Origin of the sequence: Chamaesiphon polymorphus CCALA 037 (assembly GCF_003003845.1) — a bacterium.
Classification (GTDB): domain Bacteria; phylum Cyanobacteriota; class Cyanobacteriia; order Cyanobacteriales; family Chamaesiphonaceae; genus Chamaesiphon; species Chamaesiphon polymorphus.
Window position 1 is genome coordinate 1 of sequence record NZ_PVWO01000101.1, and the last position, 14,580, is coordinate 14,580.

The 14,580-nt window shown below is 43.1% G+C and carries 14 protein-coding genes; 12 read left to right on the top strand and 2 right to left on the bottom strand.

What is annotated here, in order from left to right; all coding sequences use genetic code 11:
* From C7B77_RS10140 to rppB, 6 genes are all read left to right on the top strand, one after another.
* On the top strand, positions 1-2,117 hold a 2,117-nt coding region (locus C7B77_RS10140), incomplete at its 5' end, for an efflux RND transporter permease subunit (protein ID WP_106303673.1).
* Positions 2,118-2,142: 25 nt separating this feature from the next.
* On the top strand, positions 2,143-2,382 hold the full coding sequence (locus C7B77_RS10145; RefSeq protein WP_106303676.1) for a hypothetical protein: 240 nt from the start codon (positions 2,143-2,145) through the stop codon (positions 2,380-2,382).
* Between the two features lie 181 nt (positions 2,383-2,563).
* Positions 2,564-3,115 (top strand): hypothetical protein, encoded by a 552-nt coding sequence (locus tag C7B77_RS10150; RefSeq protein ID WP_106303678.1) that lies wholly within the window; start codon positions 2,564-2,566, stop codon positions 3,113-3,115.
* A gap of 156 nt (positions 3,116-3,271) precedes the next feature.
* Positions 3,272-3,967 (top strand): TerC family protein, encoded by a 696-nt coding sequence (locus C7B77_RS10155; protein ID WP_106303680.1) that lies wholly within the window; start codon positions 3,272-3,274, stop codon positions 3,965-3,967.
* Between the two features lie 35 nt (positions 3,968-4,002).
* Entirely contained in the window at positions 4,003-4,704 is a 702-nt protein-coding gene (gene rppA, locus C7B77_RS10160; protein ID WP_106303683.1) for a two-component system response regulator RppA, read from the top strand.
* A gap of 10 nt (positions 4,705-4,714) precedes the next feature.
* The gene (gene rppB, locus C7B77_RS10165) at positions 4,715-6,079 is read left to right on the top strand and encodes a two-component system sensor histidine kinase RppB (RefSeq protein ID WP_106303686.1); all 1,365 of its coding nucleotides are present in this window, start codon (positions 4,715-4,717) and stop codon (positions 6,077-6,079) included.
* A 143-nt stretch (positions 6,080-6,222) separates the two neighbouring features.
* Here the strand turns inward: rppB and C7B77_RS10170 are convergent, their stop codons facing one another.
* Positions 6,223-6,954 (bottom strand): ZIP family metal transporter, encoded by a 732-nt coding sequence (locus tag C7B77_RS10170; RefSeq protein WP_219892077.1) that lies wholly within the window; start codon positions 6,952-6,954, stop codon positions 6,223-6,225.
* 245 nt (positions 6,955-7,199) lie between these two features.
* Between C7B77_RS10170 and C7B77_RS10175 the strand changes: the two genes are divergently transcribed.
* From C7B77_RS10175 to C7B77_RS10185, 3 genes are all read left to right on the top strand, one after another.
* Positions 7,200-7,583 (top strand): hypothetical protein, encoded by a 384-nt coding sequence (locus tag C7B77_RS10175; RefSeq protein WP_106303692.1) that lies wholly within the window; start codon positions 7,200-7,202, stop codon positions 7,581-7,583.
* A 258-nt stretch (positions 7,584-7,841) separates the two neighbouring features.
* Complete coding sequence (locus C7B77_RS10180) at positions 7,842-8,219, top strand: hypothetical protein (RefSeq protein WP_106303694.1); 378 nt, start codon at positions 7,842-7,844, stop codon at positions 8,217-8,219.
* A 402-nt stretch (positions 8,220-8,621) separates the two neighbouring features.
* Entirely contained in the window at positions 8,622-8,855 is a 234-nt protein-coding gene (locus C7B77_RS10185) for a hypothetical protein (protein WP_106303697.1), read from the top strand.
* A gap of 123 nt (positions 8,856-8,978) precedes the next feature.
* On the opposite strand, the gene C7B77_RS10190 is transcribed toward C7B77_RS10185, so the two are convergent.
* Positions 8,979-10,589 (bottom strand): TolC family protein, encoded by a 1,611-nt coding sequence (locus C7B77_RS10190; protein WP_106303700.1) that lies wholly within the window; start codon positions 10,587-10,589, stop codon positions 8,979-8,981.
* A gap of 222 nt (positions 10,590-10,811) precedes the next feature.
* Here C7B77_RS10190 and C7B77_RS10195 point away from each other — a divergent pair, with 222 nt between their 5' ends.
* The 3 genes from C7B77_RS10195 to C7B77_RS10205 all read left to right on the top strand — a co-directional run.
* On the top strand, positions 10,812-12,806 hold the full coding sequence (locus tag C7B77_RS10195) for an efflux RND transporter periplasmic adaptor subunit (RefSeq protein WP_106303703.1): 1,995 nt from the start codon (positions 10,812-10,814) through the stop codon (positions 12,804-12,806).
* Between the two features lie 157 nt (positions 12,807-12,963).
* Positions 12,964-13,257 (top strand): hypothetical protein, encoded by a 294-nt coding sequence (locus C7B77_RS10200; RefSeq protein WP_106303706.1) that lies wholly within the window; start codon positions 12,964-12,966, stop codon positions 13,255-13,257.
* A gap of 76 nt (positions 13,258-13,333) precedes the next feature.
* On the top strand, positions 13,334-14,580 hold a 1,247-nt coding region (locus C7B77_RS10205), incomplete at its 3' end, for an efflux RND transporter permease subunit (protein WP_146138257.1).

The window sequence follows — 14,580 nt, forward strand, 5'->3', positions numbered from 1 at the left end:
ATAACGTGCGTTCTTCGTTGATTCAAGGTAGTATCATCGCGGCGATTATCTTAATTCCCTTTCTGTTGAATTGGCGAATTCTGGCTGTATGTTTATTAGATTTTTTCTTGACATTGCTATTTGGGTTGTTGGTGCTGTCATGGTTGGGCGTTGGTTTGAATACCATGACATTAGGAGGCTTGGCAGTAGCGATTGGAACCGCGATCGATGATGCGATCGTTTATGGTGAAAACACCTATCGTCGCTTGCGGGAAAATAAAGCTGATGGCGATCCACTCACGCCGCTAGAAATCATTTTTGAAGGTTCTCAAGAAGTGCGTGATTCGCTCTTGGGCGCGACAATTATCGGGATTATTGTTTTCTCACCGATCTTTACATTACCAGGGATTGAAGGGAAGATTTTCACCCCGATGGGGATTGCTTATTTAGCTGTAGTTGTCGTTTCTAGTTTAGAATCTTTACTCGTTTCTCCAGCTTTATGTGCGATTTTGCTACCCGCTACTAAGGTGACACAACGAGAACCGTGGCTGGCGAGATTTTGCAAAGCAATTTATAGCGCGTGTTTGAATTTCGCGATGAAAAGTCCTCTGTTAATTATGGGGATTGCCACAGTTTTAACCGTCGCATCAATTGTAGTTATTCCTTCCTTTGGTCGGGCATTTTTACCAGAGTTTCAAGAACAGACGATGGTAAATACCTTAATTTCTTATCCAACTGTTTCCCTCGAAGGTAGCACCAAAGCAGGTTACGTGGTTGAGGAATCGTTGAAAAACGATAAGCGGTTTGAATTTATCCAAACTCGTGCTGGACGCGCTGCTGGCGACTCTGAAGCCGCAGGTGTAAACGTTGCTCACGTTGATATCGAACTCACTAAACTAGGGATGCAGGATCGGGAAGAATCACTCAAAGTGATGCGAAAAGCCTTCGAGCAAATTCCTGGCGCAGCCGCAAATATCGGTGGTTTTCTACAACATCGAATGGACGAAGTTCTATCAGGTGTGCGAAGTTCGATCGCGGTCAAAATTTTTGGCTCCGATTTAGCGGAGCTACGAAAAGTCGGACAGCAAATAGAACAGCAGATGAAGACAGTCGATGGTGTCGTCGATCTACAACTCGAACCCCAATTGCCAGTACCGCAGATTCAAATTAAATTCGATCGGGATGCGGCGAGTCGTTACGGGCATACAGTAGGCGATTTATCAGAGACGATCGAAACTGCCCTCAATGGTAAGGTCGTTTCCAAGGTACTAGAAAATCAACAATCCTTCGATTTACTGGTCTGGCTAAAACCCGAAGCACGGCAAAATCTAGATACTATCCGCAATCTCTTAATCGATACTCCAGATAAACAAAAGATTCCTTTGGGTAGCATTGCCAAAATTGAAGAAGGGACGGGGCCGAACACGATCGGTCGGGAAAATGTTTCGCGCTTAATCGTCGTCTCAGCCAACGCCAAAGGTCGTGATATTCGCTCGGTTGTAACGGAGATTGAATCTAAAGTTAAAAGCAATGTCCAATTACCAACGGGCTATTTTATTCAATACGCAGGTCAATTTGAAGCTGAAGAACGCGCCACTCAAAACATATTAGTTTTCAGCGCGATCGCGTTTGTGGCTATTACTGTCCTGATGTATCTGTCTGTTAAATCTATCCCGTCAACACTAATGATTATGATTAACTTACCAATTGCTTTGGTAGGTGGGGTAATTGCAGTAGCTCTGACGGGTGGCGTAATTTCGGTGGCATCTTTGGTAGGATTTGTATCCTTATTTGGGGTAGCAACTCGGAACGGGTTATTACTAGTAGATAACTACAATACTAAATATGCTGAGGGAATGCCAATGAAGGACATCATTGTCAAAGGTTCGATGGAGCGGCTAAATGCGATTTTGATGACGGCGTTGACTTCGGGATTGGGTTTAGCACCGATGGTATTTCAAGGTGGATCGGGACAGGAATTATTACAACCTTTATCGATCGTTGTCTTTGGTGGTTTGTTTACTTCTACGGCGATTACGTTGTTGGTATTACCCGCTCTATATTCTAAGTTTGGCAAACATTTATTTCCGAAGAAAGAGGAAGAAACCAAGCCAGAACAATTTTTCATGCACATGTAAACTTATTAGTAAGGATTATAAGCTCATGAAACTTATCAAAATTGGCTTAATTATTTTAGGTGGTGTCAGTTTAATATATCTAGGTGCTTGTCGCAATCCTTTTAAATTCAATAAACATGAGCGCGACAAAACAAATTTCACTCCAACACCTAAAAATGGGGAGACTGATAAAGATAAGATAAAACATACTGAAGGAGGTGGTTCTAAACAGAAAAAACCAGTAAGAACATTAATAGCTTCAAATAGTCGATCGATCGCCAGCTAATCGATCGATTATAACGATCCGCAGGTAGATAAGGCACAGCTTAGATTCTATATTCATTGCTGAATAAGACTTATAAAAATAACTGTACTCATCAATCCTTAAACAGTTATACTAAACCTGAAGTAGCAAAAATAGTTACTTTTTCGTTGTTCATTAACCCAATAGTGAGGATTAAAAATCTATGAAATTTTTCAACATTAGCTTAGTTACTTTAGTTAGTGCCAGCTTACTCTTCTTAGGGGCTTGTAGTAATGATAATAAAGCCAAAACAGAAACTACCACAACTTCAAATCCAGCAGCTAAAACAGAAACTACCGCAACTTCAGAGCCAACAGCTAAAACAGAAACTACTACAGCCACTAAAGATGGGGAAAAGCATAGCGAAGGTGATGGTCACGACCATAGTAAAGGGGACAAAAAAGATGGTCATAGTGGTCAAGTGGTGCAATCTGGAAAATATCATGTAGAATTCGCCTCCGATCCAGCAAAAGATTCAACTCATCTAGATATCAAGCTGCATGGTGAGAAAGACCAAGAGATTACTGACGCTAAACTTACGGCTCAAGTGCAATTACCAGATGGTACCAGTCAAACGATCGCAGTTCCCTATAATGCTGAAGAGAAGCAGTATGTAGCCAAACTAATGACGACAGCAACAGGAGATTATAAAGTCGTACTCCAAACTGATGTTAAAGGCGAAAAATTTAACAGTCGGTTTAGCTTTAAAAGATAACTACTAACATTTGTTAATGCCCCTATCCAACGATCGAAGATTGGTAGGGGCATAAGCTTAGTTATTTATATTTGGTGACTTTATTGAGTAGTACTATAGCGACCGATCGTAAATCCGTTTTAATTTATTGCGCGCCCTCTTTATCCCTAAAATTATATAATTGACAAAATGCTCGATTTACCATTTAATGTCGATCTAAATACATCAGTATCGCTGTTAGTACTGGTTGCTTTAGAATCGGTATTATCTGCTGATAATGCCGTCGCTCTAGCTTCAATATCTCAAGGATTAGCTGATGATAAACTACGCCGTCAAGCATTGAATATCGGTCTGATTCTCGCCTATATCCTCAGAATGATCTTGATTTTAGCAGCTACCTGGGTAGTACGTTATTGGCAATTTCAGGTTTTAGGTGCGGCTTATTTGCTGTGGTTGGTATTTCAGTATTTTACTTCTAAAGAGAGTGCGGATGGCAAGCATCATGGATCGGAATTCACCAGTATTTGGCAAGCAATTCCAACGATCGCAATTACCGATTTAGCTTTTTCTTTAGATAGTGTTGCTACTGCAATTGCGGTATCTACCGATACATGGCTGGTAATTAGCGGTGCGACAATTGGGATTATCGTGCTGCGATTTATGGCAGGACTATTTATTCGCTGGCTGGATGAGTATACTTATTTAGAAGATGCTGGCTATATTACGGTTGGGCTGGTTGGTATCAAACTTTTGGTGAGAGCGGGATTTCCCGAACTAGAGATTCCTGAAATATTAGTAGTTGCGATCGTCGGGATTATTTTCGCTTGGGGTTTTTCGCAGCGGGAAGATGTAGCTGAAAAGTTACCAGATTGAGATAATTAACTTTGTCAATAAAATAATAAGATCGGATGGTACGCATTCTATTAATCGAAGACGAACTAGATTTAGGAGCCGAGATCGAACGATTGCTGCAACGTGAAGGCTACGAGATCGATCGAGCTACAGATGGCGATCTCGGTTGGGAATTTCTATCTTCACCAGATATTATTTATGATGTGGCGATTATCGATTGGATGTTGCCAGGGATTTCAGGCATCGATCTATGCCGTCGCTTGCGCCAACGACAGCAGCAATTACCTGTTTTGATGTTAACTGCTCGAAACGATATTCACGATCGCGTCACAGGCTTAGACGCTGGGGCTGATGACTATTTAGCCAAACCATTTAGCACGATCGAATTACTCGCCCGCATCCGCGCCCTCAGCCGTCGCCCAGCTCAATTTCAATCGGCGCAAATTAAGCTGGGAAATTTTAGTCTCGAAGTAGAAACACATACTTTAAAACATAGCGAATTTGGCAAAATTTCCACAGTAACTCTGACTCGTAAAGAGTATCAAATTCTTGAATATTTGATGACTAATCACGGACAAATCGTACCAGCAGATCGATTGCGCGATCGCGCGTGGGATTTAGCAACAGATCGAGCTAGTAATGTTTTACCCGCTCAAATTAGACTATTGAGGAAAAAGTTATCTCAATTACCAATCGGCTTAGAAATCGAGAATATTCATGGTATTGGTTATCGTTTAAATCCACCAACTTCGATTTGAGTATAAGATTGTGGAAACTAGTAGAAATGTCGATCGATTATTTAGACGCAAACGCTGGCTGTTGACTTTAACCTATGCTAGTGTGATGGGCTGTACTTTAGGATTAGTCGGCTATGTGTTCGATCGAATCGTTACCAATCTCAGTTATCGATCGGTGCAAAAAGAGATAACATCACTCGCTAGTAATATTCATGATAATGTTGAATATAAATTAGCCATTCCCGGAAGAATACCAGCAGATATATACGCTAAAATTCCCGAACTTTGTCCGATTTACTTAAACTGTCAAACTCAATGGCAACAGCAGCATCGTCATACATTAGTTAATATCGATCGATATTATGCTAGCTTTATGGATACTAGTGGCAAAACTAGAGCGACGTTAGGTATCTACCCAAATGTTCTAAAATCCTCATTAAGCTCTCTAGAAAATTCGCGTTGGGATCATTTTCACGATCGATCTGGCAAAGGTTATCAGCAACTTACTCTAGAAATTCATACACCCAATCGTCAACTTTGGGGCTATTTACAAGTAGGACGGGATTTAACAGATATTCACGAATACCTGAATAATATCCATTTAATTATTACGATCGGTATTATCGCGATCGGTTTTATTGTGGCTATTGCCAGTTGGTATCTCGCCGGATTAGCAATGCGTCCACTCTCGCAGTCTTACCAGCAAATGCAAAAATTTACTGCTGATGCTGCCCACGAGTTACGCACTCCTTTAGCCACGTTACAAGTAATTATTGAAAATGGTCGTGCGGAATATCAACACATAGCTCCAGAGTTAACTAATTGGTTCGATCGAATCGAGCGACAAAATATTCGGATTGCTGGCTTAGTCAACGATTTATTATTTTTATCTAGCCTCGATCGTCCAGATAACAAGCCTAGTTTAGAACCATGTTGTCTGACAGAAATCGTCCTAGATTTAGTCGAAGAATTTGCTATTCCCGCAACGGCTAAATCGATCGATATCTGTAGCGATCTCGATCCTGACGTGGAAATTTGGGTCGATGGTAATTCCGAGCAACTCTACCGGATGGGCGCAAATCTCATCGACAATGCGATTAAATACACTCCCACAGGTGGAAAAGTAGCGGTTTCCCTGACTCAAAATCTTAACGATATCTCATTCCAAGTTAAAGATAATGGCATCGGTATTTCCGATCCAGATAAAGAGCTAATATTTAACAGATTTCATCGCATCGAATCTAAATCCTTACCACCTCAACAGAGTACGGGATTGGGACTCGCGATCGCTAAATCGATCGTCGATGTTCATGGCGGGAAATTAACAGTTTGGAGTCAGATCGGGAAAGGGAGTATTTTTACAGTGAAGTTTATTCGCAGTTTGAAGATTAATTAAAGACATCGCAGCGGCGGCTGACATTAGTATCTTTGTCTGGGCGGTGACGATGATTATCGAGGTCATCCATTTTTGGAATCTTTCTAAAAACTAGCAATCGATCGGTTACAGAAGATAACTACTCTTGCGATCGTAATTATCCTCTAAACTACCATTGCTATTATTAAAAATAGTAAGAATCCCCCAAAAAATGCACTTGTTTGTAAAAGTGTATCCTCTTCCTCATGGGCTTCGGTCAGCAACTCTTCTGTGACTAGAAATAGCAAAGCAGCCAATCCAAATGATAAAACCAACTCAAGTAATTCTCTCGATAGATTTATCAGGAATGTAGTGCCAATCATCGAACCGACAAAAGAAGTCATTCCTAATCCTAATAATATTATTAAACTATTTTGGAGTAATATATCCCTTTTTTTACAAGTTAAGCCTACAGCTAGCCCTAGCGAGAAAACTTCTACTCCTAAAGCCATCGATAATAAAATACCTTCTTTATTTCCTGCTGCAAAACCAACACCTAATAATAAGCCATCGATCGCTAGATCTATTGCTAAAGCTACCAACATGCCAATTGGTAATACCTTACTATCGATCGTGGTGTCGCTCTCATCCGCCAATTTCTCAGCTAGAAATTTGACTAGCAGCATTGCAGCAGTACCCAACCCAAAGCCAATCGCAACTTCGAGCGGCGCATGTTTTTTGATGATATCGGGTAATAATTCAACTGTTGCGACAGAAAAGACTACCCCAGCGGCAAAATGCAGAACGGTACTGTTAAATGCTGTACTTGGCTGCTGGATCGAGCCGATAATACCACCTATAACTATTGCGATGACAGGAATTGAAGCGTATCCAAAAATTTCAGAAGACATTATCATAGATGATATTTTTGATAGTTGGAATATTTTATATAGCTCTGAAGTGAAATTTTTATTGGCAAGGAAATGGCATGAGCAGCCAGTTCAACCGTTTTTTTAGCAAGAATTACTGTCAACAACTTAACTCGATCGACATTAAATGAAAATTTCATCTTAAATTCATAGTATTTTCACCGTAATTTCATTTCACATTGCTAATTTATAAATAGAGAGGTTATTCGATCCAAAGTAAAAGGTGTATTTTTATGAAACGTTATATGTCGATCGGCGTAGCAGTTGTTGCCATTTTATTAGCTACAAACACATCTGTACAAGCACGAGGTAAAACTGAAATGCTTACAAAACCAGAAGTAATTACAAAACCAGAAGTACCTACTAAACCAGTAGTGCTACCGAGCGATCGCTCTATTACCCCATGTGAATTGGTGAGTAGTGCGTATCAGGGTCAATATCGAGCGTATTCTATTCCTGGATTTGGAGCGTTTTCTGATGGGGTCAGAAGGGGGAAAATTACTGCTAAAGATCTAGTCAAAGCCGCAATTGATTCTAAACGATTACCACAACAAGCTATCGACGATCGCAGTTATCTTGGCTATGTCGATCTTCAATTAAAACCGATCCGGTTTTAAACTAGCCGCGTATAGTTCGACCCCAATGTCATAGAGCTATATAACGAATACTCGGAAAACCCAGATTCTGCATAACAATTGAGTATTCTCATCACCTCAAGCTTTGAGGTGATTTTTCATAGCGATCGTCAGCTTAAATTAATTGGAATTAAATCAAAATTTCATCTTAAATTCATCATATTTTCATTAAAATTTCATTCTACATTGTTAATTTATAAATAGAGAGGTTATTCAATCCAAAGTAAAAGGTATATTTTTATGAAACGTTATCTGTCGATCGGTTTAGCAGTTGTTGCCATTTCATTAGCGGCAAACACATCTGTACAAGCACGAGGTAAAACTGAAATGCTTACAAAACCAGAAGTATCTACCAAACCATTAATACTAGCAGCCGATCGCCCTTCTTTAGGATATATTACTCCATTTGAATTGGTTAGTGGTGCTTATCAAGGTCAATATCGGGATCATTCTATTCCTGGATTTGGTTCATTAGTTGATGGTGCTCGAACTGGAAAAATTACTGCTCAAGATTTAGTCAGAGCCGCAATTGATTCTAAACGATTACCACCACAAGCGATCGCCGATCGCAGTTATCTTGGTAATGTCGATCTCCAATTAAAATCGTTCCGGTTTTAAACTGCGTATAGTTCTACCCCAATGTTATAGAGCTATCTAACGAATACTCGGAAAACCCAGATTCTGCGTAACAATTGAGTATTCTCATCACCTCAAGCTTTGAGGTGATTTTTCATAGCCATACTCATAGCGATCGCTCGTCAAAATTTCGATCTGAAATAATTAGATGATAAAGTTGTAATAACTAAATTAGATGAATATTGAATCTAGAATTTCACTTAAATTTCATATTAAGCGCGTAAGCTATACATAGCTAAATACAGCATTCTGCATTGCAGTAAAATATGTCGATTGCAATTAAACGATCGCACGATATTCGATCTGCATGTATCGTGACTTCCACGATTTTAATAAATGCTGTAAACGGCTTCACATCTACAAACAAATCGAGAGTTACTCTAAATGAAAAAACACAACATTTTAACGGGTGCTATTGCAAGCATGATGGCTACTCTAGTCTTGAGTCAAGCTAGCTATGCCAATGAATCTAACAATAATGCTGCTAAGTCCAGTCCACTATCGGTTCGCACCCAAACTCATGAAGTAGCTATGTTTAACAAACAAGGAAAACCTCACAAACATCCTGGCAAGAAAGTAATTAAACCAAAGAAAGTATCGAAAGCATCGAAAGCCTAAGCTGGTATTCGTAGCCAATAAAATTAGACCACATCAAAAACTTAGTTGAATTTTAAGGGAAGTGCGGCAGTTGCCGCACTTCCCTTATTGATTTATAAAACGCTAACGCTCTGCTCGATCGATTTATGCACCTGTAAGTGTTGCGACACGCAGATTAGATAGGGCGCGATTGTAATCGATAATCGCCGTGATGCGATTGCCACGAGCGCGAGCCAGAGCGGTCTGGGCTTGAATGACATCAGTTTGCGTACCCACCCCCGCCTGAAAGCGCAGACGAGCTAGTTTGAGACTTTCCTCAGCTTGTTGGAGAGCTTGAGCAGAAGTCGCGATATTTTTTTGATTGGAGCTGAGACTGTTGTAAGCTTGTTCGACTTCAAATCGGATTTGATTGCGGGTGGTCGTAAACTGGTTTTCAAAAATCTCTTGATTGACTCGTTCTCTGTTTGAGCCAGCTCTGGCAAAACCACCATCAAAGAAGTTCCACCTCAACTGTGCGCCGATACTATAGTTATCTTGAGCAGAAGTAGAAGCTGTTAGACTTTTGCCCAAAGTGTAGTTGGCAAAAAGATCGACCTGAGCGGAGTCAGCCGCAGCAGCAACAATTTGTTGCTGTTGGCTGATGGTGCGGCGGGCTAGTTGTTGCTTGACTTCGGGGCGATTTTTGTATGCTAAGACCACACTATCTTCCAAAGAATAGCCCCAAGCTCCTAACTCACGCACGGTATCGGCAGCTTTAAATTCAGTATTGTTATCGACACTCAGTCGCTGGGCGATCCTTTTACGGGCGGTTTGCTGTTGCCCTTGAGCGTTGGTGAGATCCTGATTGGCAGTAGCCAGTTGGACTTGAGCGCGGAGGATGTCAAATTTCGTACCTACACCAGCTTTTTCTTGGAGTTGAGCATCGCTCAAACTACGGGTTGCATCCGCGACGGCGGCTTGATTGATGATGACGGATGAATCGGCGGCTTGGAGATCGTAGTATGCTGTGATGACCTGGCCGCGTACCAATTGTTCGACCCGAATTAGATCGAGCCTGTCGAAGTTAACTTGCTCTTCGGCGGCGCGAACGCTGCTCTGGTTTCGACCTGCGCTCAGAATATTATAGGTAGCTTGGAGGCTGCCTTGGATATTTGTACTAGTGCTGTTGCCAAATTGAGATTGAGTACCGACAATTAATGGCGATCCTTGATTTTGGACTGTACTTGTCAATCCTACTTGCACTGCTTGAGCGGCTTGCGCTTCACTAATTCCAACTTGAGAGCGATTTACTGTCAGCCGAGCGGCTTGAACTTCCCGATTGTTACCAAATGCGATGTCGATCGCCTGTTGCAGAGTGATAGATTTGTTGCCAGTAATCTGAACCTCATTACCTGTTTTGGGAAGATTGAGATTATTTTGAAGCTTGGTATTATTGTTAGGTGTTGGGGTTGCAGGAGTAGTTTGGGCGAGAATCTGTGACGATTTATCGATACTTGCAGAATCCAGAGATTTTGCCAGAGTGGATTCGATTCTACCTAATCCGCCCAATCCCAGCACAATAATCGCCCCAATTGTTGGCAATCCGATCGCTATTTTGCGTTGGCGTAGTCTCTCCTGCGGAGAATCGTTTGGTGAAGATGCTCCAGCTTGAATTAGCAGGCAACTAGTTTGTAAATCTGTCTGTTGGTGCAAAATCTTTTGTGAATGTTCGCTCTTTCTATTTAATATATGAATCAATTTGATTAGAGTTGGCATGTTCGATTGTCTAAGAGATCGGGTATTTAGATCGCGAGCTGCTATTGCTCCAGCGGCTGTGCCAAAGAATTACTCCCAACACTAGACGCTAATAACAACTCGCAATTGAATCGGTCAAGCACTCAGTTTAAAATCCGTTAGTGAAATTTAGATGAATTTAATTCACCTGAATTTCATCTAGCACTGCAAAACTAGGAACTATCGGCGTTTAGTTGAGCGACTATGGCTATAAATACCAACTCATACACAACTTCATCCTCCAATCGTCATCCAGCCGTTCGCGCAGTGGGGCGGTTAAGCTGGCTATTACTACCCATCTGGATCTTGCTAGTATCTCCATCAGTACTCGCCCATGCTGGGCATGGCGATGAATTTAGCTCTCAAGAGGGAACGAAAAGTACCAAAGTGCAGGTTGATGGAGCAACGGCTCAACAGATTGGAGTGCAAACAGTCGCTGCCAAAAAACAAAGCTTGAATGTCGAAATTGCTGCTACTGGGCAAATCGAATTATTACCTAGCAAAAAAGTAGAAGTCACCGCGCCGATTAAGGGCAAACTCGTACAACTACTCGTACAACCTGGAGCGAGAGTCAAAGCAGGGCAAATCCTCGCGACGCTCTCTAGCCCCGAACTTAACGACTTGCGGACGAGTTCCCTCGAAAAACGATCGACAGCAATCGCGCTGCTCCAACAAGCTCAAACCGATCGCAATCTCGCCCAACAGAGTTACCAAAAAATCGTCCAAATCGCTAACGCTGAAACCGATCGAGCCAACAGTCAATTAGCAGCAGCGCAATCTCGACTGGCACGAGAGCAGCAATTAGTAAAAAGTGGCTCGATCGTCCAGGCGGCAAGAACCAGCTATCAGCGTCAACAACAAATTGCCGCCGCTGAGATTAGCTCCGCTCGAACCGAACTAGAGTTAGCCCAAGAGCGTTACCAAAAGGATGTAGAACTAAATAAGAGTGGGGCACTAGCACGCCGTCAGATGTTAGAATCTCAGGCTAAACTCGCCGAGGCGCGAACTGCATTAGTCAGAGCGCAAAGTCAGGCAGGAGTAGCCCAAGCCGCCACCGACTTGCGAAAAGCCGAAACCGATCTACCCCTGCGAGAATTGCGGGATGCCGAAAAGCAGGTAGCTGATGCCAGAGCCGAACTAGCTAGAGCGATGAACCAAAAATCGGTAGTCGAAGCCCAAGCGCAATTCCAAAGAGCGAATTCAGCCGTAATCGCCGCGCAAACTCAGCTCAGACTCAGCGACGCTAGTTACCAGGGACGACTGGCACAATTGGGAGATCGGGCTAATGCCCAGGGCATCGTCACCGTTACCGCCCCGATCGATGGGACGATCGCCGATCGCGAAATCACGATCGGGCAGTCTGTCGCGGATGCTGGTGCGAGGTTAATGACGATTACCGACGATCGACAGGTATTAGCAACGGCGAATATCTACGAACGCGATTTAGGACGATTAAAAATCGGGCAGCAGGTTAATGTGAAAGTGCCTGGAATGGCGGATAAAGTGTTTTCTGGTCAAATCTCGCGGATTGGAACGGCAGTAGACGCTCAGAGCCGTGTAGTCCCCGTTCAAGCAACCTTGGATAATAGCCAAGGGCTACTCAAAGCCGGAACGTTCGCCGAAATCAAGCTGGCGACAGGTCAAATTACTGCTCCAGTAGTCGTAATTCCGGCTGCTGCGGTAGTAGAAGCAGACCAAGAGAAATTAGTATATGTCAAAAGTGGCAACGGCTATCAGCCCACAACCGTCACCCTCGGACAAACCGTTGGCGATCTAGTCGAAGTCAAGACGGGACTGTTTGCTGGAGACTTGGTGGTAAGTCAACGCGCTCCCCAACTCTATGCTCAATCTTTGAAAAAGAAGCCAGCAAGTGAGAATAAGCCAACAACAGAAACTAAACCTGACAATGCTGTCAGTCAAAACCAAATACCAACTTATCTCATCTGGGGATTAGTACCTGTTGGGGCTATTCTCGGCGGTAGTGCTTGGTGGTTAAAGAAAAGAAGCGAACGGAACGCTAGTTCGACCGATCTTATCGAGCCAGAGGACGAACTGAATTATCTGCCCAAGGAGGAAATACCCGCAATTGAGGCAGATCCCAAACAGCATAATTCTCCAGACTCCAAGCGATATCCACAGATTGGTGCTACTTCGCGGGACGTTGGCGAAGCCTCTCGGAACGAGAATCGCTATCGATAGCATTGGCGTAACAACATCATTAACATCAGGCAAAGTACTATCTAGATAAGTTCGTTCGCGTAGCGTCTCCATTGGAGAATCGATATTGTCTCAATCATAGATGATGGCTGTTCCCTCTACTAGCTAAAAGTAACCTAGTGCAACTACTCCTGTTGTTATGAATCAAATATTTACTGTCAATCTAATTTGGGGCTTAATTCCATTTTTAGGCATGATTATCGGTGGTGCCTTTTGGTTGCATAACAGACGCAATCGAATCGCAAATGCTTCAATCCATTCGCTCGATCTGGCGAAAAAAGTGCAAACTATTCCCGCTGACGAATTACCAATGTCAGAGTTAGATCTCGAACGCGCAAGCGCGCCGCTAGGCGGTCGAGATCGGTCGATCCCGATCGATGAGACAACAGATGATGATGATGCCGAACCTCCCTATATCGGCTGGTTTTATTGAAATCGATGACTAGTAATTATGATGTTCGGTTCGCTAATTAATTCGCTGACACTTATCCTCGTATCTAACACTAAACATGCTCGGAAATATCGTTCAGTGGGTAATTAACCGTCGCTGGCTGGTCGTACTAGCCGCTGTTATCGTCTCATTGTGGACAGTTTATGTCATTCCTCAGATGCCGTTGGATGTATTGCCAGCTTTTGCGCCGCCCCAAGTGGAAATCCAAACCGAAGCCCCCGGACTCGCACCAGAAGAAGTAGAATCCCTAGTAACATTACCGATCGAAAGTGCGATTAATGGTACGCCTGGAGTCACTGCCGTGCGTTCGTCGAGTGCGGCGGGAATTTCAGTAGTGCGGACGGTCTTTAGTTGGTCAACTGACATTTATCAGGCGCGTCAACTGATTACCGAGCGACTGCAACAAGCCGTTAGTAAGCTACCGCCAGGAGTCGAACCACCCCAAATGTCTCCCACAACTTCGCCCGTCGGTTTGGTGGTGCAGTATGCTTTTACCGTCGCCGATAGCGAGCAGAGTGCTAAACCAAATTCCTTAATGGCAGCGCGGCGGATTGTTGATTGGCAAGTGACAAATCGCCTCCTCGCCGTGCCAGGAGTCAGTCAAGTTTTGGTGTTTGGTGGCGATGAGCGACAGTTTCAAGTATTAGTCGATCCCGTCAAATTAGCAGCTTTTAATATTACTTTAGACCAAGTTACCCAAGCGACTAGAAAAGCGAATGTTAATGCCGCAGGTGGTTTTTATATCACTCCCGATACCGAGAGCTTGATTCGGGGGATCGGTAGGATCGAATCGATCGAAGATCTCCAGAAATCGACAATTGTATCTCGCAATGGCACCCCTGTTAGATTGCAAGATGTCGCTGATGTCCAAATTGGTGCGGCACTAAAACGGGGCGATGGTAGTTTTAACGGCAAGCCAGCAATTATCGTGATGGTGAATAAGCAACCCAGCTACGATACGCCGACTGTCAGCCGAGCGGTAGAAAAAGCGGTCGCCGAAATTAAAGTTGGCTTGCCCAAGGATATCAAAGTGACCACTACTTTTCGGCAAGATAGCTATATCGAATCTTCCGTCGATAATGTCACTTCCTCGTTGATTCAGGGTAGTATCATCGCGGCGATTATTCTGATTCCATTTCTGCTAAATTGGCGGATTCTGGCAGTATGTTTATTAGACTTTTTCTTGACCTTACTATTTGGGATGTTGGTATTGTCATGGTTGGGAGTCGGGTTGAATACCATGACATTAGGCGGCTTGGCGGTAGCGATTGGAACGGCGATCGATGATGCGATCGTCTATGGTGA

Excerpts from the sequence above, each read along its gene's own strand:
- C7B77_RS10185 (WP_106303697.1), top strand. The coding sequence starts at position 8,622 with ATGAAAAAACACAACATTTTAACGGGTGCTATTGCAAGCATGATGGCT.
- C7B77_RS10180 (WP_106303694.1), top strand. The coding sequence starts at position 7,842 with ATGAAACGTTATCTGTCGATCGGTTTAGCAGTTGTTGCCATTTCATTA.
- C7B77_RS10145 (WP_106303676.1), top strand. The coding sequence starts at position 2,143 with ATGAAACTTATCAAAATTGGCTTAATTATTTTAGGTGGTGTCAGTTTA.
- rppA (WP_106303683.1), top strand. The coding sequence starts at position 4,003 with ATGGTACGCATTCTATTAATCGAAGACGAACTAGATTTAGGAGCCGAG.
- C7B77_RS10150 (WP_106303678.1), top strand. The coding sequence starts at position 2,564 with ATGAAATTTTTCAACATTAGCTTAGTTACTTTAGTTAGTGCCAGCTTA.
- C7B77_RS10170 (WP_219892077.1), bottom strand. The coding sequence starts at position 6,954 with ATGATAATGTCTTCTGAAATTTTTGGATACGCTTCAATTCCTGTCATC.
- C7B77_RS10200 (WP_106303706.1), top strand. The coding sequence starts at position 12,964 with ATGAATCAAATATTTACTGTCAATCTAATTTGGGGCTTAATTCCATTT.
- C7B77_RS10195 (WP_106303703.1), top strand. The coding sequence starts at position 10,812 with ATGGCTATAAATACCAACTCATACACAACTTCATCCTCCAATCGTCAT.
- C7B77_RS10190 (WP_106303700.1), bottom strand. The coding sequence starts at position 10,589 with ATGCCAACTCTAATCAAATTGATTCATATATTAAATAGAAAGAGCGAA.
- C7B77_RS10175 (WP_106303692.1), top strand. The coding sequence starts at position 7,200 with ATGAAACGTTATATGTCGATCGGCGTAGCAGTTGTTGCCATTTTATTA.